This window comes from Staphylococcus sp. AC872 (assembly GCF_979255425.1).
The window spans coordinates 505,569-527,896 of the sequence record NZ_CEEDKW010000002.1 but is presented as its reverse complement, the minus strand read 5'-3'; the positions used below and the strand labels follow the sequence as shown (position 1 = coordinate 527,896).

The window sequence follows — 22,328 nt, the reverse complement described above, 5'->3', positions numbered from 1 at the left end:
GAATGTCGATATTTGGTCAACTATTAAAAAGATCCAGTCCTCAACAAGGGATAGTTCTATACTATTTAGCAGCAATTGTTGTCGCGTTTTTATTGTTAAATTTGCCATATGTTCATAAATCTGGTGTCGACGTTAACCCAATAGATACATTATTTGTAGCAGTATCTGGAATAAGCGTTACAGGATTAACACCAATTAGTATTGTTGACACGTATTCTACGTTTGGTCAAATTATTATACTAGTCATTCTAAATATTGGCGGTATTGGTGTGATGGCCATTGGAACATTATTATGGGTTGTACTAGGTAAACATATAGGTATTCGTGAACGTCAGTTAATCATGCTTGATAACAATAAAGATACAATGAGTGGGACAGTCAAATTAATCTTAGAAATAGTTAGAACGATTATTGTAATAGAATTTATTGGTGCACTTTTACTGGCATTTTATTTTTATCGAGATAATCCCGATTTAAAATATGCTATAATGCAGGGAATATTTGTTTCAATATCAGCGACAACTAATGGTGGTCTGGATATTACAGGTGATTCACTTGTTCCATATGCCAAAGATTATTTTGTGCAAACGATTGTGATGTTCCTTATCGTTCTAGGTTCTATTGGATTTCCAGTATTACTTGAAGTCAAAGCCTATATTAAAAATAGAGTAACAAATTTTAGATTTTCATTATTTACTAAAATCACAACATCAACATATTTATTTTTATTTGTTTTTGGTGTCATGATTATTTTCTTATTAGAACATAATCATGCATTCAAAGGGATGAGTTGGCATCAGTCACTGTTTTATTCTCTATTTCAATCAGCAACAACTAGGAGTGCAGGATTGCAAACCATTGATGTATCCCATTTTAGTGATGCAACCAATATCATTATGAGTATTTTGATGTTTATAGGTTCATCTCCTAGTTCCGTAGGTGGTGGTATCCGTACTACTACTTTTGCTATTTTAATATTATTTGTCATCAATTTTAGTAATTCTGCTGATAAAATCTCTATTAAAGTATTTAATAGAGAAATTCATATTATGGATATACAACGATCATTTATGGTATTTACAATGGCTTCCATTTTGACCTTTACAAGTATGATTATTATATCTGTAGCAGAGCAAGGAAAACTATCGTTTTTACAAGTTTTCTTTGAAGTTATGTCGGCATTTGGTACATGTGGTCTAACACTAGGTGTAACAGATGATGTAAGTAACATTACAAAAATTGTATTAATGATATTAATGTTTATAGGACGTGTAGGTTTAATCTCATTCATTATAATGATAGCTGGAAGAAAAGAACCTAAAAAATTCAGCTACCCTAAAGAACGTATACAAATTGGATAAATTAAATCAAAGACATTTTAAGTATTAAAGATAGTTGATACTTAAAATGTCTTTTATATTTTTCTTAATAATATAAGTTATCTATCCAAAGTGATATCACTTAAACAAAAATACATGTTAAACTAACCATAATGAGAGGTGTGTTGAGATGGAGAGAAATGAGAATATCGATGTAGATGTCATAGCAACTTCTGATATGCATAGTCATTTTTTAAATGGAGATTATGGCTCAAATATATATCGCGCTGGAACTTTTGTTAGACAAGTAAGAAACAATAATCAAAATGTAATCTTACTAGATAGTGGTGGTAGTTTGGCAGGGTCATTAGCAGCTTTTTATTATGCTATTGTCGCACCATATAAGCGCCATCCAATGATAAAGTTAATGAATGCCATGCAGTATGATGCCAGTGGCATTAGTCCTAACGAATTTAAATTTGGATTGTCATTTTTAACTCGTTCTGTTGCACTATCTAGATTTCCATGGTTATCTGCTAATATAGAATATATCAAAACGAAAGAACCGTACTTTTCAACACCATATTCTATTCAACATTTTGATAATTTGAAAATTGCAATAGTAGGTTTAACAGCCGATGGTCTAATGAAAAATGAATATGCAGAAATGGAAGAAGATGTGAGCATCGAAAAAACATTATTATCAGCTAAAAGATGGATTAGATATATACATGAAATCGAAGAACCAGACTTTTTAATAGTGATATATCATGGTGGATTAGACAAAATCAGTAAATCCAATAAGAAAAATGAAGTAAATGTCAATGAAGCTGAAATATTGATAGAGGAATTAGGGGTTATAGATCTCATCATAACAGCACATCAACATCAAACATTAGTTGGTCAAGATCATGGAACAGTTTATGTACAAGCAGGACAAAATGCAGAAGAACTCGTTCATGTAAAAATAAAATTTAAAAAACGAACTAATACATATGAGGTTGAGGAAATTTCACCAGAAGTCATTGATTTGAATAATTATGATGAAGATGAAGCATTACTTAATGTCACGTATTATGATCGCAAAGCAGTTGAACATTGGGCAAGCGAAGCGATAAATGAAACTGAAATAAATGCACCAGTTAAAGATTTAGCAGAATTAGTAGGTCAACCCCATCCTTTTGCACAATTATTACATGATAGCATTAGATTAGCCTATAATTATCAAATTAGTTGTGTACACATACCTCGAAATGGTGAAGAAGGACTAAAGGGAGTCATAACGAATAGAGTTTTATATGATGCATATCCATATCCAGATAAACCTGTTGATTTAACGATTAAAGGGGAATGTATTAAAGGTATATTAGAATTTTCATATTCATATCTAGAATTTGAGAAAGATACGTTAAAGTCAACACTGATTGATGAAACGTTATGTACATTTTGGCAAGGATTTAACTATACTGTCGATATGAACCAAGCACCTTTTAACCGAGTGACTTTAGATGGAATTGATTTAAATGGATTATATAGGATCACTATGACGGATTATTGTTATAGAAATTATCAATCATATTTAGAAGATGCTATTATTCACCATACTAGTGAAAGTACAATGAGTACACTAATTGCTAAGCATTTATCAGATAAGCATTATTCTATTAAACTAAAAAATAACTTTAAAGTGATTAAGTAATTTGATATTATTACACCTTCATACTAATTAACGTATGTGGTTAAAAATTTACTTTAAAAAATAAATAGAGCTCTAAATCATGTATGGACACATGGTTTGGAGCTCTATACTTATACTTTAAATATTTATTTTCTAATCATTTAACATATTAAAAATTATCCATGAAAGATTAATAAAAGAATGATAGCAACTATTTGAGCAATAGATGTTGTAGCAATACGTCTTGTATATTCATAACTGATTGACAGTAATATTTGAGTTATAAAAATAAACAGTACTATCCACCAATTATCTAAATATATAAATAGAGAGCTTGAACAAATTGCAGTGATTAAGATAGATAACCAATTCGGCAAATTGTACTTATTTAACTCATTTTGTAAAACAGTGCGCATATATAGTTCATGACAAGGTATAACGAATGCTAATGTTACTAACATTTGCCACTTCCAATGAACACCAGTTTTGGCCAATTCTTTTATTAATGAAGCATAAGTTAATTCAGACGTTATGAGTGATAAGATCAATTGAATAATGATTAAAATAATACTGGCAATAATTCCAATACCTATGGATGTTAATAACCGTTTAGAATGTATATCACGTTGATAAAATACATAACTAATCCCAGCTATTAGCATAATTCCAGTATATAAATACCAATATTCTTGGTGTTCACCCCACATAACAAATAATATGGCATGAAAAACTATGAAACTAATTATAAACCATAGTAAAGCTTTCGAAACTTTTTTCATTACAACTAACCTTCTTGTTCAACAATTTTATAACGTTTATGATTAATAACCGTTTTTTCAGGTAAGTCTAGTGAGTTAAAGTTTTCCATTATTGTTAAATCTACAATAACTGAGTTATCATTTATTTTTTCAACTCGGCCTCTTAAACCATCATAAAATTCTACGATATTACCTACTTCTGCAACAGTCATTTCGAGTCCTCCCTTAATTCATAGCTAGACTATATTGTACTAAAAAATACACTACAAATAAACTAATAACACTAAAAACTCTTAGAATTAATACATAAATTATGAAAATTTTGTCATTATTGAGTAAATAATTGGAATTTTAAATGTAAATGGTGCATAAATAAGGTAAGGGCATATATAGAGAATCTATAAGGAGCGTTTGTTATGAAATTTGTAAGCAATAATAATATAACTGATCCAACACTTAACTTAGCTATGGAAGAATATGTATTAAAAAATCTTCCTTCAGAAGAAAGTTATTTTTTATTTTATGTAAATAGACCCTCCATTATTGTTGGTAAAAATCAGAACACGATAGAAGAGGTCAATAAAGCATACGTTGATGAAAAAGGCATAGATGTCGTACGTAGAATTTCAGGTGGTGGTGCAGTTTATCATGATACAGGTAATTTAAACTTTAGTTTTATTACAGATGATGATGGTAATAGTTTCCATAACTTTAAGAAATTTACAGAACCTATTGTCCAAGCCTTACAATCATTGGGTGTGGACGCAGAAATGACAGGACGTAATGATATTCAAGTTGGTGCTGCTAAAATTTCAGGGAATGCAATGGTTAAAGTTAAAGATAGAATGTTTAGCCACGGTACATTAATGTTGAACAGTGAGCTTGATGAAGTTCAAAATGCTTTAAAAGTAAATCCAGCTAAAATTAAATCAAAAGGTGTTAAATCTGTTAGAAAGCGTGTAGCTAATATTGAAGAATTTTTAACAGAGTCTTTAGATATTGATCAATTTAAACAAATTATTTTAAAAACGATATTTGGTGAACAACAAGTTGAAGAGTATGTATTAACTGATGAAGATTGGAAAAATATCGAGAAATTAAGTAATGAAAAATACCGTACTTGGGACTGGAATTATGGTAAAAATCCAAAATACAATTTTGAACGAGAAGAAAAATTCGAAAAAGGATTTATTCAAATCAAGTTTGATGTGAAAAAGGGTAAAATTGAACACGCAAAAATTTTCGGTGATTTCTTTGGTGAAGGGGACATTAGTGATTTAGAACATGCCTTAGAAGGTTGCCTTCATGACTTTAACCATTTAGAAGAAGCATTGGCAAATTATAATCTATATCATTATTTTGGTGATATAGATAAGAATGAAATATTAAGATTAATGTCTTAAAGTCATATAAATTTAAAAGGTCTATTCTCTAACTTTTTTAGTAGGGAATAGACCTTATTTTGAATGACTCGAATCTAAATTATTCACTGAGAAATGCCTCCAAGTTTTTATATTCTGTTATGTACTCATTGAATGCTTTCTCGTCTTTATTTACTAAAGCTTCATCAATTAGTAATTTCAACTCTTTTTTTCTAACCTCTCTAAGTGCTTCATCAATGACTAGTTCAACGCCTAAATCATTAACTGTAGTTACAAATTCTTCAAGTGTCGTATGTTTCACATTTGTATTATGATTCATAAGGATCTCGACCTTTCGTTTGAATTTAATATATAGATATTATACATTTTTTGAATTTTGAAATCAATGAATATTCTGACATTTTAAACGAAAAAATGTATCATATTACACTTTAAGAATAACTTGACTTTTGTGATTTTTCTTATAAAATAAAAAACATATTATTGATTCTATAAATTAGAAAAGATAATAAAATTTAATAAAGCGAGGTTATCCCAATGACAACTCAGAATATTTACGTAATTAGAAAGGGAGACATGGTGATTAGGCCTAATTATGATAATCAAAATCAACCAAATGGTTCAGAAATTATTCGGTTTGATAAGACAGTCATACAAAGCCCATTTAAAGTTCAAAAGATTATAGAGAGATCATGCAAATTTTATGGTAACAATTATTTAAGTAAAAAAGCTGAAACCAATCGAATCACAGGTATCTCAAGTAAACCTCCAATTTTATTAACTCCTTTATTTCCAACTTACTTTTTTCCTACTCATTCAGATCGACAAGAAGAAAATTTATGGATTAATATGCATTATGTTGAATCAATTAAAGAATTAAAACATCGTAAATGTAAAATCATATTTGCAAACAATGAAACCATTACCCTTAATGTATCATTCCACAGTTTATGGCATCAGTATACCAACGCAATCTTCTTTTATTATATGGTAGATAAACAATCCCGCATGAAATCTAATGACCCCGATAAACCCATCGATTATGAAAAATCCTCATTAAACATTTTTGAAGCATTATCACGTTATTCGCTATTTGTAGATAAATAAATTATGTTGAAATTTAAAATATGCGGAACGTTATATTAATATAGTGTAAATGTTCCGTATATTTTTTTAAGTTATCTCTTGATAATTTACGTAAAATTGATATAATAATATTTGTGCTTGATAGAGAAAGCACTACAATTTAATTATTCCACAGTAGCTCAGTGGTAGAGCTATCGGCTGTTAACCGATCGGTCGTAGGTTCGAGTCCTACCTGTGGAGCCATGGAAACGTACTCAAGTTGGCTGAAGAGGCGCCCCTGCTAAGGGTGTAGGTCGCGAGAGCGGCGCGAGGGTTCGAATCCCTCCGTTTCCGTTTTATAGTAAAAATCAGTTTAATTCTGATTTACTTAAACTACCTAGAACGTTGTTAAACCAACGTTCTTTTTTATTTTGTTAAAAATCCGTTTAAGTTTGTTTAATATATTTTGGTCAATATATGGTCAACACACTTTATTAAAGCGAATGGATAGTCCCTCCGTTACTATAAATAAGGGAGTGGGACAGAAATAATAAAGAACCACTAATCATTTATTATGTAGTGGTTCTTACGCATTAGCCATAGCTAATGTGTACTTTAAAATAGGAATACATGAGTGAAACTCATGCATAAGAAATACTAATTTCTTAAAAAAGTATTTCTTTATCGTTGTCCATCCCCAACTTGCATTGTCTGTAGATTTTCTTTTCGAAATTCTCTATGTTTGGGGCCCGTCCCCCGGCAAGGTTGACTAGAAATGAAAAAGCTTGATACATTAGACCGTCTTTGTAATTTATTACTTAGACGGTTTTATGCATGAACTTTAGTTCATGTATACGTCTAAAGCTTAATTTGAACACATGAGTCAATACGCATGTGTAAGTCATTCTAATTTCTATAAAAAAAGAATGACTTTACAGTCAACTACTGCCTAAATATGAATGTAACTTGAAATATATATTTATGTCCCAGCCTGTTATTTTTTCTACTGATTTTTGACTTATCAAGAGTTGATTTCCTTCTTATAATATTTACTTCGAAGAATTAAGATTCTTTAGTGCGTGGACTTTAAAATGAAATACATTGAACACAGTAGCTAGCCAACTATGAGGCTAGGCGATAATTGAATATCATAGTATAAAAACACCATGAAATTAGAATCTAACCATAGGGCTGATCTAAAATCATGGTGTTTTTTATTATAATATCAATGCAATACTCAAGCTGTATTCCTAAAGTGATAAGATACTTACAAAAGTCTGTTAATATTAAATAAAATGATCAGTAAAATTGTATCCATTTTTTCCAACTATAACTGCTCATCACTGCTACATTCATTACGATATGAATTATTTCGAACTCATAACCACTAACGTATCCTCGAGTTAATTTTAAGGTGAATATGGAACCTAACATCACACAAATATAGAAAACATTAACATACGGTGTTAAAATCCCAAATATCAAGAAGATACCTCCAACAACTTCACCAATTGACATTAAAATTGCAAGTAGTGGGGGTAAACCTAATGAACCTAGAAAATGTATCGTACCTTCTAGGTCTACAAATTTTAACGTGCCATGTACTAAAAAAGATGTCGCTAACATCCATCTAATTAATAAAATTCCAAATCTCATTGATAGACTGACCTCCAGATTGTTATAAAATAAAAAAGTAAATTTCATAAGTAATTAAGAATAAAAGACTTTAAATTTCTAATAAAAATTATAATACTTATAAAATTTATCTTATTATATAACGAATGGAAGATTTTGTCTTTATTAAATGACCATTTATATAAAAAAGCCCATCAATTGTAATGAATACATTGATGGGCAGTAATTCTCGATATATTATTCTTTATTTTTTTCCGTTTGATTTACCTGAAATCAAATCACGGATAATTTTAACAATGTAACCTGTTATGATTGTTCTTACTACACGTTTAATAATGTTCATCATAATTATGTCTCCCTTTTGCTTTTACTTGATAAATAATATATACCCCGTTTTTAATGTTTTAAAAGTGAATGGAAAATAAATCGCTAGAATAGGGTAAATATTATTTTTCAAAAACAATGTAACCGTCATTGTCAGCTTTTTTAGTAAAAGCGACGATAATAGCATGAACAATAGCTACAATACTTGGAATACCTGTCCAAAAGAAGGCAAGATGTAAAAGACCTTGTCCGACTTTGTCAGCATAAAATTTATGAACACCAATACCTCCTAAAAAAATAGCTACTAATATATAAATGACTTTATTAACTCTCATTTTTTGCTACCTCCTAAAAATAAGATTCATCGATTAAAGAATTAATCACGTAACAAACATAAAAATGTATTTTAGAAATACTTCTTAAAGTTCAATTCTCTCATCAAAATCTCTAAATTCAATATGAAATAGGTCCTTTGATTTATATTATATCGTAGTTTCTATATAATGAAATTAAGACAAATTTTGAGGAAGGATATATGATGATTAGACAAGCACATCCTAGTGATAATAAGCGTATCGCTGAATTATGTTTTATGATTTGGGAAGATATGGAATTAGATATAGTTAATGAAATTAGCCAAGAAAGAATTATGAACATACTAGAGTTGAGTATTGTTAATGTAGAATATCGAAGTTATTATAAAAATGTTTGGGTTTATGAAGTCAATGGCAAAGTTGCAGGTTGTGTTATTGCATATGATGGTAAACACGAACTTGATTATGAGAAAAATTGGTTAAAGTTACCGCTTGATGAAGATATTCGTAAATATGGTACACCTTTACCAGTGAAAGAAGCAGAGGACGATGAGATGTATATTGAAACCGTAGCTACGTTTCCTGAATATAGAGGTCAAGGTATAGCTACACAACTGATGACTTATCTTTTGGAGAAGTACCCTGAGAAAAAATGGAGTCTAAATTGTGATTATGATAATGAAAAAGCGCTAAATCTATATAAAAAATTAGGATTTAAGACAGTGAATGATATCGATCTTTACGGTCATCTTTATAGACATATGATTAAATATAAATAATTAGAAAGAAAACTCGACAATGAATGGTAATCATTGCCGAGTAATTAAATGGTATTAAATTGCACCTAACAATGCACTAATATAAATGCCTAATGCATATAATAAACCGAAAATAGTATTTGTTTTACCAGTAGCAGACATGGCAGGCATCATTGTCTCAGGTGTATCATTTTTGTTAAATCTTCTTACGGCTTTAATTGGCATTGGGAATGACAATAAAACTAATAAATAGAATAATGACCCACCAGATTTAAATAAGGCAGTAAATACTACAAGTGCATATGCGACAACATACATTGTGGCCATAAAGATAACTGAGGCGCGTTTACCAAGTAAAATAGGTAGTGTTTTACGTCCACTAGCTTTATCTTTGACACGATCTCTTATGTTGTTAGCCATGTTTATAAGTCCAATTGTTATGACGATAGGGATACTTAACCAAATGATTAGTCCTTGAACATTACCTGTTTGAATGAAAAAGGCTAATAAGATGATAATCATACCCATAAATACGCCTGAGAATAATTCGCCAAATGGCGTCCATGAAATCGGCATTGGTCCACCTGTATATAAATAACCAATTGCCATACAAACAACGCCTATTGGAATAATCCAAAATGAACTATGGAAAGCTAAGAATATACCTAGTAAGGCGGCAATAATATAAAAAGCAATCGCGATATTCATCACAAGTTTAGGACTCATACCATTTCTTACAATAGCACCACCGATACCTACAGAAGTATGATCATCTAAGCCTTTTTTAAAATCATAATATTCATTAAACATGTTTGTAGCCGCTTGGATTAATAAGCAAGCAATTAACATGGCTAAGAATAGACTGAATTTAAGATGATCTTCACTACCAAGTAGGAATAATTTAGCTGAAGCTGTCCCAACTAGAACTGGTACAACTGCGGCAGTTAAGGTATGAGGTCTCATCAATTGCCAATACTTTTTAACCGTTGAATATTGTTGATATTGATCTGACATTTTTATAACCTCTTAATTTTTAGTTTTAACATTCATATTTTAAAGTAATTATGAATAAAGGTCAATTCACGTGAAAAATTGCATGTGTTTATTAAGCAATTCGCACCAAAATTAGCATTGAAAAATGATACAATATACTAATGAGTAAATATAGAAGAAAGAAGTGAGATGAATGACTGTTAACGTAAGAGAAGATGAGATTGTCGACAAGCTATATGGAAGTTCTAAGGATTGGGTCTCTGTTGAAGTAGAGTTAGACAAGCAATTAGATCCAAGTACTCTATTTCATATAACTGAATCGCAAGCAGGCGATCGTTTTTATTTGCGATTAAATGACAATCAATCTTCATATTTCGGTTATCATGCGATTCGAAAATTTGAAAATGATTTCGAAAATAAACAGTCTATCTTTAAAGAATGGGAAACGTTAAAAAAAGATATAGAGTTAATTCATCCAGATAGTGAGAAACATCATTTACGTTTATGTGGTGGATTCCAATTTTCAAAACATAAATCTGATGATGAATGGCGAGCATATGGATTAAATCATTTTGTGCTACCTGAGGTGTTGATTTCTACTGAAAATAATCGAACATTTATAACTTATACAACTGAAAAAAAGACATTTGAAATGGATACTTTCAAGTCATTAGTCAATGATTTGGAACAAGCCAATGTCGATATGGAAGATGATCACCTGGGGAATGTTACTCGTATGGAGGATATCTATTTAGATGAATGGCGAGATTTAGTACAAGAAGCGATTAATAGTATTGACTATTCTAAGAAAATTGTACTTGCACGTAGAAGATTAATTAAATTTGATAAAGAGATAAGTATTCCATATATTTTGACTAGAGCATTAAAGAATGAAAAAAACAGTTATATCTTCTTACTTGAATCTAATGAATCTGTGTTCTTTTCACAAACGCCTGAACAATTATTAAAAGTTGAAAATCAAGTGCTTTCAACTAAAGCAGTAGCAGGTACAATTAAACGTTCTCAAAATGAACAGGAAGATGAAGAAAACTTACAAGCTTTTCTAAATGATAAAAAGAATTTAAATGAACATCAAATTGTAGTGGAAAGTATATTGAATGATATTCAACCATATGTTGAAGATGTATACTACAATGAAACACCAAACATTTTAAAAAATGACCATTTGTATCATCTATTCACAAAAATACAAGGTAATTTAAAAGAACAATCATATATTGGGTTAATTGATCGAATGCATCCAACACCAGCATTAGGCGGCTATCCTAAAGATGAAGCACTAGAATTTATAGAACAAAAAGAATTTGGCACGCGTGGCTTATATGGTTCACCTGTAGGATATATAGATGTCTATGATGATTGTGAATTTATAGTAGCCATTCGATCTATGTTGATAAAAGGCGATCAAGCAACATTATTTGCTGGATGTGGCATAGTTAAAGATTCTGATCCAGATAGCGAGATTGCTGAAACAGCTGTAAAATTTTCACCAATGATGAATGCTTTAGGAGTAGATAAACATGAGTAATAAAAATGAAGCTTTGACGACACAGGTCTTTACATTTGCATCAGAACTATTTGCATATGGTGTGAAAGAAGTTGTGATTAGCCCGGGGTCGCGTTCGACTCCGTTAGCTATTGCATTAGAAGCACATCCTAACATCAAAACTTGGATTCATCCTGATGAACGTAGTGCGGCATTTTTTGCATTAGGTTTAATCAAGGGTAGTCAAAGACCTGTTGCTATTTTATGTACGTCTGGTACAGCGGCGGCTAACTACACACCGGCAATTGCAGAAAGTCAAATTAGTCGTATACCTCTGATTGTATTAACGAGTGATCGACCACATGAATTAAGAAGTGTAGGTGCACCACAAGCTATCAATCAAGTCAATATGTTCAGTAATTATGTTAATTTCCAATTTGATATGCCAATTGCTGACGGTACTACAAATATGCTAGATACGATACATTACCAAATGCAAATTGCTAGTCAGTACCTTTATGGTCCACATAAAGGACCGATTCATTTTAATATGCCATTTAGAGAGCCATTAACACCTGATTTAGATAGAACAGAATTATTGAAATCAGAAACAAAAACATTACCTCATTATCAAAAAATGATACATGTTGATCCAATTAAGGATAAAATTGAAAAGTCTAAAGGTTTAATTATTGTTGGAGATATGCAACATCAAGAGGTAGACCAAATTTTAACTTATTCAACGATTTTCGATATACCAGTGTTGGCAGATCCACTAAGTCAGTTAAGACGACATAATCATCCTAATGTCATAACAACATATGATTTATTATATAGAGCAGGTATGGATTGGGATGTTGATTTCGTAATTAGAGTAGGTAAACCAGTTATTTCTAAAAAGTTAAATCAATGGTTAAAATCGACTTCAGCATTTCAAATATTAGTTCAAAATAACGATAAAATAGATGTTTTTCCTGTACCGCCAGATGTATCATATGAAATATCGGCTAATGACTTTTTCAGATCGCTAATGGAAGAAAGAACAGTAGACAGAAAAGCATGGTTACAACAATGGCAATCATTAGAAAAGCAAGCTCGCATTGAAATCAATGATTATTTACAACATGCTACTGATGAAGCGGCATATGTTGGCACATTGATTTCTAAATTAACTAACGAAGATGCTTTATTTGTAAGTAATAGTATGCCAATTAGAGATATTGATAATTTACTATTTGATAATGAAGCTGAAATTTATGCTAATCGTGGTGCGAATGGCATTGATGGTGTTGTTTCTACTGCATTAGGTATGGCAGTACATAAAAAAGTGACGTTACTCATCGGTGATTTAGCTTTTTATCATGATATGAACGGCTTGCTCATGTCTAAAATTAATGACATACATTTAAATATAGTGTTATTAAATAATGATGGTGGGGGTATTTTTTCTTATTTACCTCAAAAAGCATCAGCAGAAGCATATTTCGAGAGATTATTCGGAACGCCAACTGGTTTAGATTTTGAACATGCGGCATTGTTGTATGACTTTAATTTTAAGCGTTTTGAGCATTTAAATGATTTTAAATATGAATCGTTATCTGAATTAGGTTCGAATGTTTATGAAATAATCACAGATAGAGAAGATAATTTACAACAACATCAAATTTTATATAAGAAATTGAGTGAAATGATTAATGTTATATCATAATTTTTATCAATCAAAGTCATCATCGAAGCAATTGATAGTTTTGTTACACGGATTTATTAGCGATGGCACAACTTTCGATAATCATATTGATAAGTTAACCGAACAAACTAACGTATTGGTAGTTGATTTACCTGGTCATGGAGAAGATGGAACTTCAATGGATATAGAATGGAGCTTTGATTTTATTAATCAAGCATTGAATCAAGTTTTATCCGAATATCAACAATACCAGTTGTATTTATTTGGTTATTCAATGGGAGGTAGGGTAGCTTTATATTATGCGTTGCATGGTTCGATAGAACTTGCAGGTTTAATATTAGAAAGCACATCACCAGGTATTCAAAGTGAAGAAGATCGAATTGAGAGACAACAAGTAGATGCTGCAAGAGCGAAAGTGCTAGAAATAGCTGGGTTAGAAATATTTGTCAATGATTGGGAACGATTACCACTGTTCCAATCACAGTATGACTTAGATAAATCAGTTAAAAAGCAAATTCGTGATAATAGAATGAGTCAGAATCCTCACCGATTAGCAAAAGCTTTACGAGATTATGGTACAGGACATATGCCTAATTTATGGCCATTACTATCACAAGTCGATATACCAACTTATATTATGGCAGGCGAGCTAGATGAGAAGTTTGTAAAAATTGCACAAAAATTGAAAGATTCAATTGTTAATAGCAGAAAAACAATAGTTTCTGATGTAGGACATACAATTCATGTGGAAGATAGCACGGAATTTGATACAATAATATTAGGTTTTTTAAAGGAGGAGCAAAATGACTAGACAGTGGGAAACACTTAGAGAATATGATGAAATTAAATATGAATTTTTCGAAGGTATTGCAAAGGTAACTATCAATCGTCCAGAAGTACGTAATGCATTCACTCCTAAGACAGTAGCTGAAATGATTGATGCATTTTCACGTGCACGTGATGATCAGAATGTTTCAGTGATTATCTTAACAGGAGAAGGAGATAAAGCATTCTGTTCAGGTGGAGATCAAAAGAAACGTGGACATGGTGGTTACGTTGGCGAAGACGAAATCCCTCGTTTAAATGTTTTAGATTTACAACGTTTAATCCGCGTTATTCCTAAACCAGTTATAGCAATGGTACGTGGTTATGCTATCGGTGGCGGTAACGTATTAAATGTTGTATGTGATTTAACTATTGCAGCAGATAATGCGATTTTTGGTCAAACAGGTCCAAAAGTAGGTTCATTTGATGCTGGTTATGGTTCAGGCTATTTAGCTAGAATCGTTGGTCACAAAAAAGCAAGAGAAATATGGTACTTATGCCGTCAATATAATGCACAAGAAGCATTAGATATGGGCTTAGTTAACACAGTAGTCCCATTAGATAAAGTAGAAGATGAAACAGTTGCATGGTGTCAAGATATCATGAAACATTCACCAACTGCTTTACGTTTCTTAAAAGCTGCAATGAATGCAGATACAGACGGATTAGCTGGTTTGCAACAAATGGCAGGCGATGCAACTTTACTTTATTATACAACTGATGAAGCTAAAGAAGGTCGTGACGCATTTAAAGAAAAACGTGATCCAGACTTTGACCAATTCCCTAAATTCCCATAGGATCTCATAAGAAAACCACTTGATTGTTATAAGCGATGATAAATGCATCTCTTAATAACAACAAGTGGTTTTTATTTATTTAGTCAATTGAGTTGGATAGTACGTTTTTAAATATGTTTCTAAACGCTTCATACCTTCCTTAAGTAAGGCCATATCGTAAGCGTAAGAAATACGAACATGTCCTTTACCAATATCTGTGAAGGATGAACCAGGTACCATAGCAACGTGTGCTTTTTCTAAAACATCGACACAGAAGTTAAAATCATCTTCTGTGTATTTTTTAATACTCGGAAAAATGTAAAAGGCACCTTCAGGTTTAGCATTCAATTCAAACCCTAATGATGTTAATGCATTGATCAAATAATCTCGACGTTCAATATATGCTTGGTTCATATATTGAGGTGCTTCTAAACCTTCAGTTAATGCAGCGATACACGCATGTTGTGCAGGGACATTAGCACAAATGCAATTATAAGCATGCATGAATGTTAATTTTTCAATTAAATACTCTGGTCCCATTAAGAAACCGATACGAATGCCCGTAGCAGAATGTGATTTACTTAAACCACCTATAAGTAGTAGTTGATCTCTAATGATATCAAATTCAGCAAATGAAGTATGTTGGCCATTAAAGGTATTTTCAGCATATATTTCATCACTAATAATAAATATCTCATGATTAGATAATGTTTCCGCAATCGCTTTAACTTCTGATTTGGATAGGGTCACGCCTGTAGGATTAGTTGGATAATTAAGCAAAATTGCCTTAGTTTGACTTGAGATATATTGTTCGATTAATTCAGGTGTGATTTTAAAAGCAGAGGTCGATGTATCAATAAATACAGGTTTCCCTCCTAAAGTTTGGATTAAAGGAATGTAACCAGCATAAGTAGGTCCAGGAATTAAAATTTCGTCCCCTGGATTAATGATGCTTCTTAAAGCAGTATCTAATGCTTCACTAGCCCCATTAGTTACGATAATTTCATCTACATTATAGTTGAACCCATATTTATTGTTAAAGTACTGACTGATTGCCTGTCTTGTTTCAGGTAAACCTTTATTATGAGAATATGTTGTTTTATTGTCTTCAATAGCTTTGATATAAGCTTTTTTAACAACCTCTGGCATAGAAAAATCAGGTTGTCCAATTGTTAGATTAATACAGTCTTCAATATGCTGCATACGATTAGAAAATTGACGAATACTAGGTGCTCTTAAAAATTTAGATTGCTCGTTCAATTGTAATTTCATATATCTTAACTCCTCTAAAAAATACCAAAATATAGTACTACGAATTGTTTGAATAGTCGTATAATTCTTTCAAATTATTACTATCATAACATATTTTTTAGTACTACATTTTGGTATAAAAACAAAAATTTTATAGTGATTTTTACCCTTTAAATTTAGAAGGGGATTTCAAGTTAATAATTGGATTTGTCCATTTACATATAAATCGGTTGGATAAAAGATAAACAATTATTCCTGAAGATAAAATTAAAAATAAATACGTCATTATAGAAACGTGTGACTTGAATGGATAAAGTCCGAATCCACGGATAATACCAATAATTAAACCATGTAATAAATACACATACATCGTTCGACTACCTATATAAGTGTAAAAGCGTAATTTTTGAGATGTTAAATTTAAAAAAGCAAACATCGAAGTTAGTATTACAGCATAAAGTAATAAACGTTTGAGTGGACTATATACATCTTCGGCATTTTGTTCAAGTGACGTATAAGGTGAACTTCCTAGCAACCAATCTGCATTTATTGGATGTATAAGATACCCAATAAAATAAAGGACAAATACAACTATAGAAATAGGCACCCATTTTTTACTTCTAATTACCATACTTTGTTGTTGAGTAAATAAATGTCCTAAATAAAAAATTGGGAAAAATACAATAGTACGAGAAATGCTCATATATTCATCAATATTAGCTGAGAATCCAGCAAAAATTGAAACAAGTAAAGAGGTTCCTAACACAATCATTGGATTATATCTTCTTACAATAACAAGTACAACGTGGAAGAAGAATAATGTTAGTAAGAACCACAATGCAAAGACTGGATTGAATGGATCCAATTGTAAGCTATCGCTTTTACCAGTTAAGAAATAATAAACTGAGTAAAATGCGAAAAATATAAAGTAAGGTAATAATAATTTTTTAGCAATATGTTCTAGATAATAGGGTTTATCCAAATTTTTCGCAAAATATCCTGAAATAAATAAGAATGTTGGCATATGGAAACTATAAATAACAAGATATAATGCAGATAAGTATTTATCTTCTGATGTATAAGGCTGTAATAGGTGTCCTAGCACCACTAAAAATATTAGTATAGCTCGGGCATTATCAAAGAAATAATCCCTTTCCTTGATGGAAGGCATATAAATGTCTCCTTTTTCATGTTTGACTGTACTTAATTTATTATATTTTATGGCAATTATGCAACGATTTTGACCTTAGCATAAAATCCTATTGTATATCTTATAAAAAAAGCATATAATATTATCAACTAAATAAAGTGGAGTAGAACAGCATGTATAAACAACTTGAAAAACTTATCACACTTACTAACAATGATTTAAATATAGTTAACCGACGCTTTGGACAAAGAACAGACATTACATCAGAACAATTAGAATTACTACGTATATTGTACAATTATGACCGTTTATCTCAATATGACTTAACAATGAAAGTGAGTAGAGAACAATCCATTGTCTCAAGATGGATTAAGAAACTTGTATTGAAAGGCTATATTACAAGTCACCAATCACATGAAGATTTAAGATGTAAGGAACTTGTACTTACTGATGAAGCACGCGCACTTATTAAACAGATTAATACAGCACGTTGTGAGTTAATAGAAGCCCGATGCCAATGTTTATCAGAAAGTGAAATTGAGAATTTAAACCAACTATTAAATAAGTTGAATAGTCGTCATAGTTATATTTAATCATAACTGTGTATCAATGTTGTTGTAATGAAGATCATCCTACATAGGCTAGGGTGATCTCTTTTAATATGTAAATAAAAGCCAGTAGATGAATTCATCTACTGGCTTTTTATCAAGGATTTACCTCGTAATGTTGTATTAAATTAGGCTTTGAATTTTGGAATATCGAAGAATTTACCAACTTCACCAATTTGATCATATAAACCTTTTAATACTTGTGCATTTGACTCAGCCCAATTAATATCTGTTGCATATTGGTGTGTACCTGGATTTTCTGGATTCCAACGCATTTTATATAAAGTATTTTGACCAGCTTTCACATAAGAATTACCGATGAATTTAGCGCCACCAATAATTGCTTTTGAAACAGAATTCCATCCAGATGCTTTAGCAAATTTTACACCTTCACCTAAAGCATTGTAGTCAAATGCAGCAATACCGAATACATTATGATATTTAGTTGTAGAACGTGTATTAACCACACCGTTTGTTATATTAGCACCTTTAGCTAATTGAGATTGACCATTACCTGTTTCTAATAAGGCATGTGAAATTAAATAAATTTCATTTAGTCCATATTGCTTAGCAGCTTGACTAAATGCAGCACCTTGATTTTCAAGAACACCTTTACCTTTTAATAATTTATTTAGTGTAGCTTCAGATAAATATTGTGGTTGATCTAAACGTAAAAATTGATATTTAGAAACTGGATCTTTAGCAAGTTTATTTGAATCCATTGCATTTTTAGTCTCGCCAAATGTCGCGTTTGACCATACACCAGGAGTTCTTTGAACTTGTGGACCAAAACTTAAGTTATTTTGGATTGATGCCATTTGATTTAATGTACGACCTGTATTTGAATATTTAACTAATTCTTTTGTTAAATCACTTTCTTTAATCCATACGTATTTACCATTAGTAAGTTTACCATAATACCAAGTCACACCATTTTGTTGTTTTTGTTTAATAACTACAAATGGTTTCTCAAAATATGTTTTTAAAGAATAGCCATTTTTAGCACTTGGTTCGTCGTAATAATAGCCATGGTTATTTTTGATAACGAAAGTGTAGTTATAAGGTGTTGCTGGATTATTTGAGTTTGCTTGTTCTAAATCTTTAGCAGCAATCCAGCCAGTACGATTATTTACAGTACCATATAAATATTTTTCTTTACCAACATATACCGCTTTTGAAGCATTAAATGTTTGATTTGCTAATTGACTAGCAGGTAATAATTGTTGATTTTTAGTACCCCAAGCTATTGAATAAAGGCCATTGTTATTGTTATTAACTTTATATTGACCTGATAATTTGGCTTCATTACCTAAGTTCTGAACGTCGACGTCATTGATATTAACCCAGCCTAAAGGTGTATTTGAAGCTGTATTTTGCAATAATACGTATGTTTGATCGCCTTCGGTTCTTTGTTTAGAAATAGTGAAGGTACGGTCAGCATATTTAGTACCACTCTTAGCAGTTTTATCGTATACAGAACTACGGATACCAGCATTATTAGCTTTCACTTGACCAATTTGTTTTGTGGCTTGTGTTGTATTCACATTAGTTGGTGATTGAGCTTTAGCTGCTTCATTATTAGTTGCAACATTAGATTTAGTAGCCATTTTAGGTTGTGCAAATGCAGCTCTTGTAGCAGTAGGCTCAGTTAAATAATATTTGCTAATCCAGCCAGAGATACCATTGACAGTGCCATATAAGTAAGTAGCTTTGTCAATTTGTTGTTGCTTAGTAGCTTTAAAAGTTTGATTGCCTTTACCTGAAACTGTACCAGCTTCTTGTTTAAACGTACCCCAAGGTACTGTATAAGCTTTTGTACCAGGTTTAACATTATAAGATTGATTTATAGAAATAGGGGCTTTAGCTGTGTTGTAAGTAACATCACTTTGTTTAACCCATCCGTATTTTTTACCTGTATTATAATCTTGTACAAGGTAGAATTTATCATTACCTAAAGTAGCTGTTTTTGAAACTGCTAATGTTTTTTGAACTTGGACAGTTGATTTACCTGTTTTATCGTAAACTGTTGTATAAACACCACTGTTTGATGTCTTGATTTGAGCTACACCGTTATTAGCAGCGACAGTTAATTGATTGTTAGTTGCTGGTTTAGAAGGCGTAGTAGGTTTAGTTGTATTAGATGTTGATGGTGTTGTTAAGAAACTTTTACTAATCCATCCATTTACACCATTAACAGAACCATATAAGTAAATAGCTTTATCAATTTGTTGTTGTTTTGTAGCTTTAAAAGTTTGGTTACCTTTACCAGATACAGTACCTGCAACTTGTTTATCTGTGCCCCAAGGAACTGTATAAGCTTTAGTACCAGGTTTAACATTGTAAGATTGATTTACTTTAACAGGTGATTTAGCAGTGTTATAAACAACATCACCTTGTTTAACCCAACCAAATTTTTCACCAGTATTATAATCTTGTACAAGGTAGAATTTATTACTACCTAGAGTAGCTGTTTTGGTTACAGACAATGCTTTTTGAACTTGGTTAGTAGAGTGGCCTTTTTTATCATAAACAGTTGTATATAAACCATTATTAGTTGGTTTAATTTGAGCCATACCGCTATTAGCGGCAACTGTTAATTTATCATTTGTTGATGGTTTTGTTGTTGAACCACCTGTAGATGGTTTTGTAGTAGTTGTTGTCCCCCAAGGTGCTACTTGTCCCATCTTGATTTGATATTTTTCATTAATTAAATCATATAATTCGTTGTAACTATAATTATGTTGTTGTAAGTATCCGTGTGGATCAGCATGGTCTGTTCCACCTAACCATCTACTAATAGCTGCGTGAGTCCATACTGTACCACTTCCGTCATTTTCAGCGCTATTCGGTTTTAAACCATAGTATTGTAATTGTGTTGCTGCATAATCAGCATAGTTGTTCATAGAACGCGCAAATGAATCATAATCATGTGTATGGACGATTTCAACGTTGATAAAACGGTCATTCGCATTTGGACCAGCACCCCATGATAAATAATCAGTAGGTGCAGTTTCAATAATACGGTTACCATCTACAAATGCATGTACGAAAGCTGAGTTGTAATTATTTTTCATGTAGTTGATTTCGCCAGTAATAGTAGAATTTTCATTTGCTGTATCATGTACCACAATACCTTCTGGACGGCCTACACCATTTCTATAGCCATATTTAGGGAAGTATGATGAATAATCTTCTTCGATTTGTGGTGCTTTAAAGTTCTTTTTACGAATATAATCATTTATTGAAGATTTCACTTGTGGTTGATACTTTGGTAATGATGAAGTTGCTCTATTAGCAGTTGCATACATCATTCTTGGTTTAGCTACTGAATTGAATGTAGTGACTTGTTTAGCATTTTCTTTAGTAGCATTGTCATTAGACTGAGTAGATGATACCTTAGCAGATTCATTAGACACGTTATTTGCCTTTAACTCATTAGCTTTAGGTGTTGCTGACTGCGTTTTAGTATCAGTACTTGTAGCAACATTTTCTTTAGATTGTTGAATTGCTTGTGTCTTTTGTGAAGCGCCAACTGAATTAGATTCATCGTCTACATCATCTTCATCATCATCTAAACTGTAACCACCATTATCTTTAACGGCTTGTTTAGCACTTTGACTAGTTGTTTGAGCTTGTTCTTGAGATTGATTTTGAGTTGTAGTCTCAGTCGCTTTTTCTTGTGTAGTTGAAGCGTTTTGTCTAGCATTTTGCTGAGCAACCTCTTGATTATTCTCTTTAGTTGAATCTTGTTGTAAAGATTGATTTTCATTGTTTTCGAGGTCTTTATTTGACTCTTCTTGTTTCTGAGTTTCTGCACTAGTTGAATTTTCATCGATTTGATTATTATTTTGATTTGACGCATCTGTAGTTTGAGCTTTTACATTTGTATTTTCATTAGTAGAAGCATTTTCAGTCTTCTGTTGATTAATTGATGCATCATTATTTTCTGTAGAAGTAGTTTTTACTGGTTTGACTTTAGTTGGATCTTGATAAGTTTGAGTACCAGAAATATTTTGTGTAGGATTACTCACTTCTTGTTTGGCATTATTAGCTTGTTTTAGTGTTGCTTGGTCATCCAGTACATTTTTATTTTTTGTTTGATCTTGTGCTGTTTCTGCTGCATCTGCATGGTGAGCCGTAAATGCTGTTCCCAATAAAGTTACTGCAACCATTGACGGTAATTTGTAATTGAATTTTTTCGTCATTATATAATTACTCCTTGTATCTTTTGAATTTGTATTAATTATAGTATGAGAATAGGTACGTGTACGTCTTTTAACAGATTTGTAATAGAATTT

The 22,328-nt window shown here is 31.5% G+C and carries 20 protein-coding genes and 2 tRNA genes; 12 read left to right on the top strand and 10 right to left on the bottom strand.

Features of this window, described 5'->3' with window-relative positions:
• Positions 1 to 2 precede the first annotated feature (2 nt).
• Both ACZ267_RS05535 and ACZ267_RS05530 read left to right on the top strand, forming a co-directional pair.
• Positions 3 to 1,361 (top strand): TrkH family potassium uptake protein, encoded by a 1,359-nt coding sequence (locus tag ACZ267_RS05535; protein ID WP_002465610.1) that lies wholly within the window; start codon positions 3 to 5, stop codon positions 1,359 to 1,361.
• Between the two features lie 148 nt (positions 1,362 to 1,509).
• Positions 1,510 to 3,018, top strand: coding sequence for a bifunctional metallophosphatase/5'-nucleotidase (locus ACZ267_RS05530; RefSeq protein ID WP_047210702.1), 1,509 nt, complete (start codon positions 1,510 to 1,512; stop codon positions 3,016 to 3,018).
• A 155-nt stretch (positions 3,019 to 3,173) separates the two neighbouring features.
• On the opposite strand, the gene ACZ267_RS05525 is transcribed toward ACZ267_RS05530, so the two are convergent.
• Positions 3,174 to 3,776: a CPBP family glutamic-type intramembrane protease gene (locus ACZ267_RS05525; RefSeq protein ID WP_002465620.1), complete on the bottom strand. Its 603-nt coding sequence runs from the start codon at positions 3,774 to 3,776 to the stop codon at positions 3,174 to 3,176.
• A gap of 5 nt (positions 3,777 to 3,781) precedes the next feature.
• The gene (locus ACZ267_RS05520; protein ID WP_002450747.1) at positions 3,782 to 3,967 is read right to left on the bottom strand and encodes a YkvS family protein; all 186 of its coding nucleotides are present in this window, start codon (positions 3,965 to 3,967) and stop codon (positions 3,782 to 3,784) included.
• Positions 3,968 to 4,171: 204 nt separating this feature from the next.
• On the opposite strand from ACZ267_RS05520, the gene ACZ267_RS05515 reads away from it, so the two are divergent.
• Positions 4,172 to 5,158 carry a lipoate--protein ligase gene (locus tag ACZ267_RS05515; protein WP_002465637.1) on the top strand — a complete coding sequence of 329 codons (987 nt, stop codon included), beginning with the start codon at positions 4,172 to 4,174 and terminating at the stop codon, positions 5,156 to 5,158.
• 79 nt (positions 5,159 to 5,237) lie between these two features.
• Here the strand turns inward: ACZ267_RS05515 and ACZ267_RS05510 are convergent, their stop codons facing one another.
• The gene (locus tag ACZ267_RS05510) at positions 5,238 to 5,456 is read right to left on the bottom strand and encodes an IDEAL domain-containing protein (RefSeq protein WP_002465640.1); all 219 of its coding nucleotides are present in this window, start codon (positions 5,454 to 5,456) and stop codon (positions 5,238 to 5,240) included.
• 218 nt (positions 5,457 to 5,674) lie between these two features.
• Here ACZ267_RS05510 and ACZ267_RS05505 point away from each other — a divergent pair, with 218 nt between their 5' ends.
• The 3 genes from ACZ267_RS05505 (at position 5,675) to ACZ267_RS05495 (ending at position 6,556) form a co-directional block, all read left to right on the top strand.
• Entirely contained in the window at positions 5,675 to 6,244 is a 570-nt protein-coding gene (locus ACZ267_RS05505; protein ID WP_002465629.1) for a competence protein ComK, read from the top strand.
• 147 nt (positions 6,245 to 6,391) lie between these two features.
• A tRNA-Asn gene (locus tag ACZ267_RS05500) sits at positions 6,392 to 6,466 on the top strand.
• Between the two features lies 1 nt (position 6,467).
• Positions 6,468 to 6,556: transfer RNA gene (locus tag ACZ267_RS05495), tRNA-Ser, on the top strand.
• A 945-nt stretch (positions 6,557 to 7,501) separates the two neighbouring features.
• Here the strand turns inward: ACZ267_RS05495 and ACZ267_RS05490 are convergent.
• The 3 genes from ACZ267_RS05490 to ACZ267_RS05480 form a co-directional block, all read right to left on the bottom strand.
• Entirely contained in the window at positions 7,502 to 7,858 is a 357-nt protein-coding gene (locus tag ACZ267_RS05490) for a DoxX family protein (RefSeq protein ID WP_002465605.1), read from the bottom strand.
• 223 nt (positions 7,859 to 8,081) lie between these two features.
• The gene (locus ACZ267_RS05485; protein WP_019235857.1) at positions 8,082 to 8,183 is read right to left on the bottom strand and encodes an SAR1012 family small protein; all 102 of its coding nucleotides are present in this window, start codon (positions 8,181 to 8,183) and stop codon (positions 8,082 to 8,084) included.
• Between the two features lie 100 nt (positions 8,184 to 8,283).
• The gene (locus ACZ267_RS05480; RefSeq protein ID WP_002465642.1) at positions 8,284 to 8,496 is read right to left on the bottom strand and encodes a TM2 domain-containing protein; all 213 of its coding nucleotides are present in this window, start codon (positions 8,494 to 8,496) and stop codon (positions 8,284 to 8,286) included.
• Between the two features lie 203 nt (positions 8,497 to 8,699).
• On the opposite strand from ACZ267_RS05480, the gene ACZ267_RS05475 reads away from it, so the two are divergent.
• A complete protein-coding gene (locus ACZ267_RS05475) occupies positions 8,700 to 9,254 on the top strand; it encodes a GNAT family N-acetyltransferase (RefSeq protein ID WP_015365209.1) in 555 nt (184 codons plus the stop codon).
• Between the two features lie 54 nt (positions 9,255 to 9,308).
• On the opposite strand, the gene ACZ267_RS05470 is transcribed toward ACZ267_RS05475, so the two are convergent.
• Positions 9,309 to 10,247, bottom strand: a complete 939-nt coding sequence (locus ACZ267_RS05470; protein ID WP_079449061.1) for a 1,4-dihydroxy-2-naphthoate polyprenyltransferase — start codon at positions 10,245 to 10,247, stop codon at positions 9,309 to 9,311.
• Positions 10,248 to 10,419: 172 nt separating this feature from the next.
• On the opposite strand from ACZ267_RS05470, the gene ACZ267_RS05465 reads away from it, so the two are divergent.
• The 4 genes from ACZ267_RS05465 to menB are packed head-to-tail and all read left to right on the top strand — an operon-like array spanning position 10,420 to position 15,042.
• Complete coding sequence (locus tag ACZ267_RS05465) at positions 10,420 to 11,775, top strand: isochorismate synthase (protein WP_002465617.1); 1,356 nt, start codon at positions 10,420 to 10,422, stop codon at positions 11,773 to 11,775.
• On the top strand, positions 11,768 to 13,441 hold the full coding sequence (menD, locus tag ACZ267_RS05460; RefSeq protein ID WP_002465624.1) for a 2-succinyl-5-enolpyruvyl-6-hydroxy-3-cyclohexene-1-carboxylic-acid synthase: 1,674 nt from the start codon (positions 11,768 to 11,770) through the stop codon (positions 13,439 to 13,441). Before ACZ267_RS05465 ends, menD begins: the two co-directional genes overlap by 8 nt.
• The gene (menH, locus tag ACZ267_RS05455) at positions 13,428 to 14,231 is read left to right on the top strand and encodes a 2-succinyl-6-hydroxy-2,4-cyclohexadiene-1-carboxylate synthase (protein WP_002465633.1); all 804 of its coding nucleotides are present in this window, start codon (positions 13,428 to 13,430) and stop codon (positions 14,229 to 14,231) included. Before menD ends, menH begins: the two co-directional genes overlap by 14 nt.
• Positions 14,224 to 15,042 (top strand): 1,4-dihydroxy-2-naphthoyl-CoA synthase, encoded by an 819-nt coding sequence (gene menB, locus ACZ267_RS05450; protein WP_002450736.1) that lies wholly within the window; start codon positions 14,224 to 14,226, stop codon positions 15,040 to 15,042. The genes menH and menB overlap by 8 nt, the downstream gene beginning before the upstream one ends.
• 75 nt (positions 15,043 to 15,117) lie before the next feature.
• On the opposite strand, the gene ACZ267_RS05445 is transcribed toward menB, so the two are convergent.
• Positions 15,118 to 16,293: an aminotransferase class I/II-fold pyridoxal phosphate-dependent enzyme gene (locus tag ACZ267_RS05445; RefSeq protein ID WP_002465612.1), complete on the bottom strand. Its 1,176-nt coding sequence runs from the start codon at positions 16,291 to 16,293 to the stop codon at positions 15,118 to 15,120.
• A 142-nt stretch (positions 16,294 to 16,435) separates the two neighbouring features.
• Positions 16,436 to 17,443 carry an acyltransferase family protein gene (locus tag ACZ267_RS05440; protein ID WP_015365207.1) on the bottom strand — a complete coding sequence of 336 codons (1,008 nt, stop codon included), beginning with the start codon at positions 17,441 to 17,443 and terminating at the stop codon, positions 16,436 to 16,438.
• A 152-nt stretch (positions 17,444 to 17,595) separates the two neighbouring features.
• On the opposite strand from ACZ267_RS05440, the gene ACZ267_RS05435 reads away from it, so the two are divergent.
• Complete coding sequence (locus tag ACZ267_RS05435; protein WP_002450733.1) at positions 17,596 to 18,015, top strand: MarR family transcriptional regulator; 420 nt, start codon at positions 17,596 to 17,598, stop codon at positions 18,013 to 18,015.
• 143 nt (positions 18,016 to 18,158) lie between these two features.
• On the opposite strand, the gene ACZ267_RS05430 is transcribed toward ACZ267_RS05435, so the two are convergent.
• Positions 18,159 to 22,235, bottom strand: a complete 4,077-nt coding sequence (locus tag ACZ267_RS05430; RefSeq protein ID WP_046464311.1) for a glucosaminidase domain-containing protein — start codon at positions 22,233 to 22,235, stop codon at positions 18,159 to 18,161.
• Positions 22,236 to 22,328: the final 93 nt, after the last annotated feature.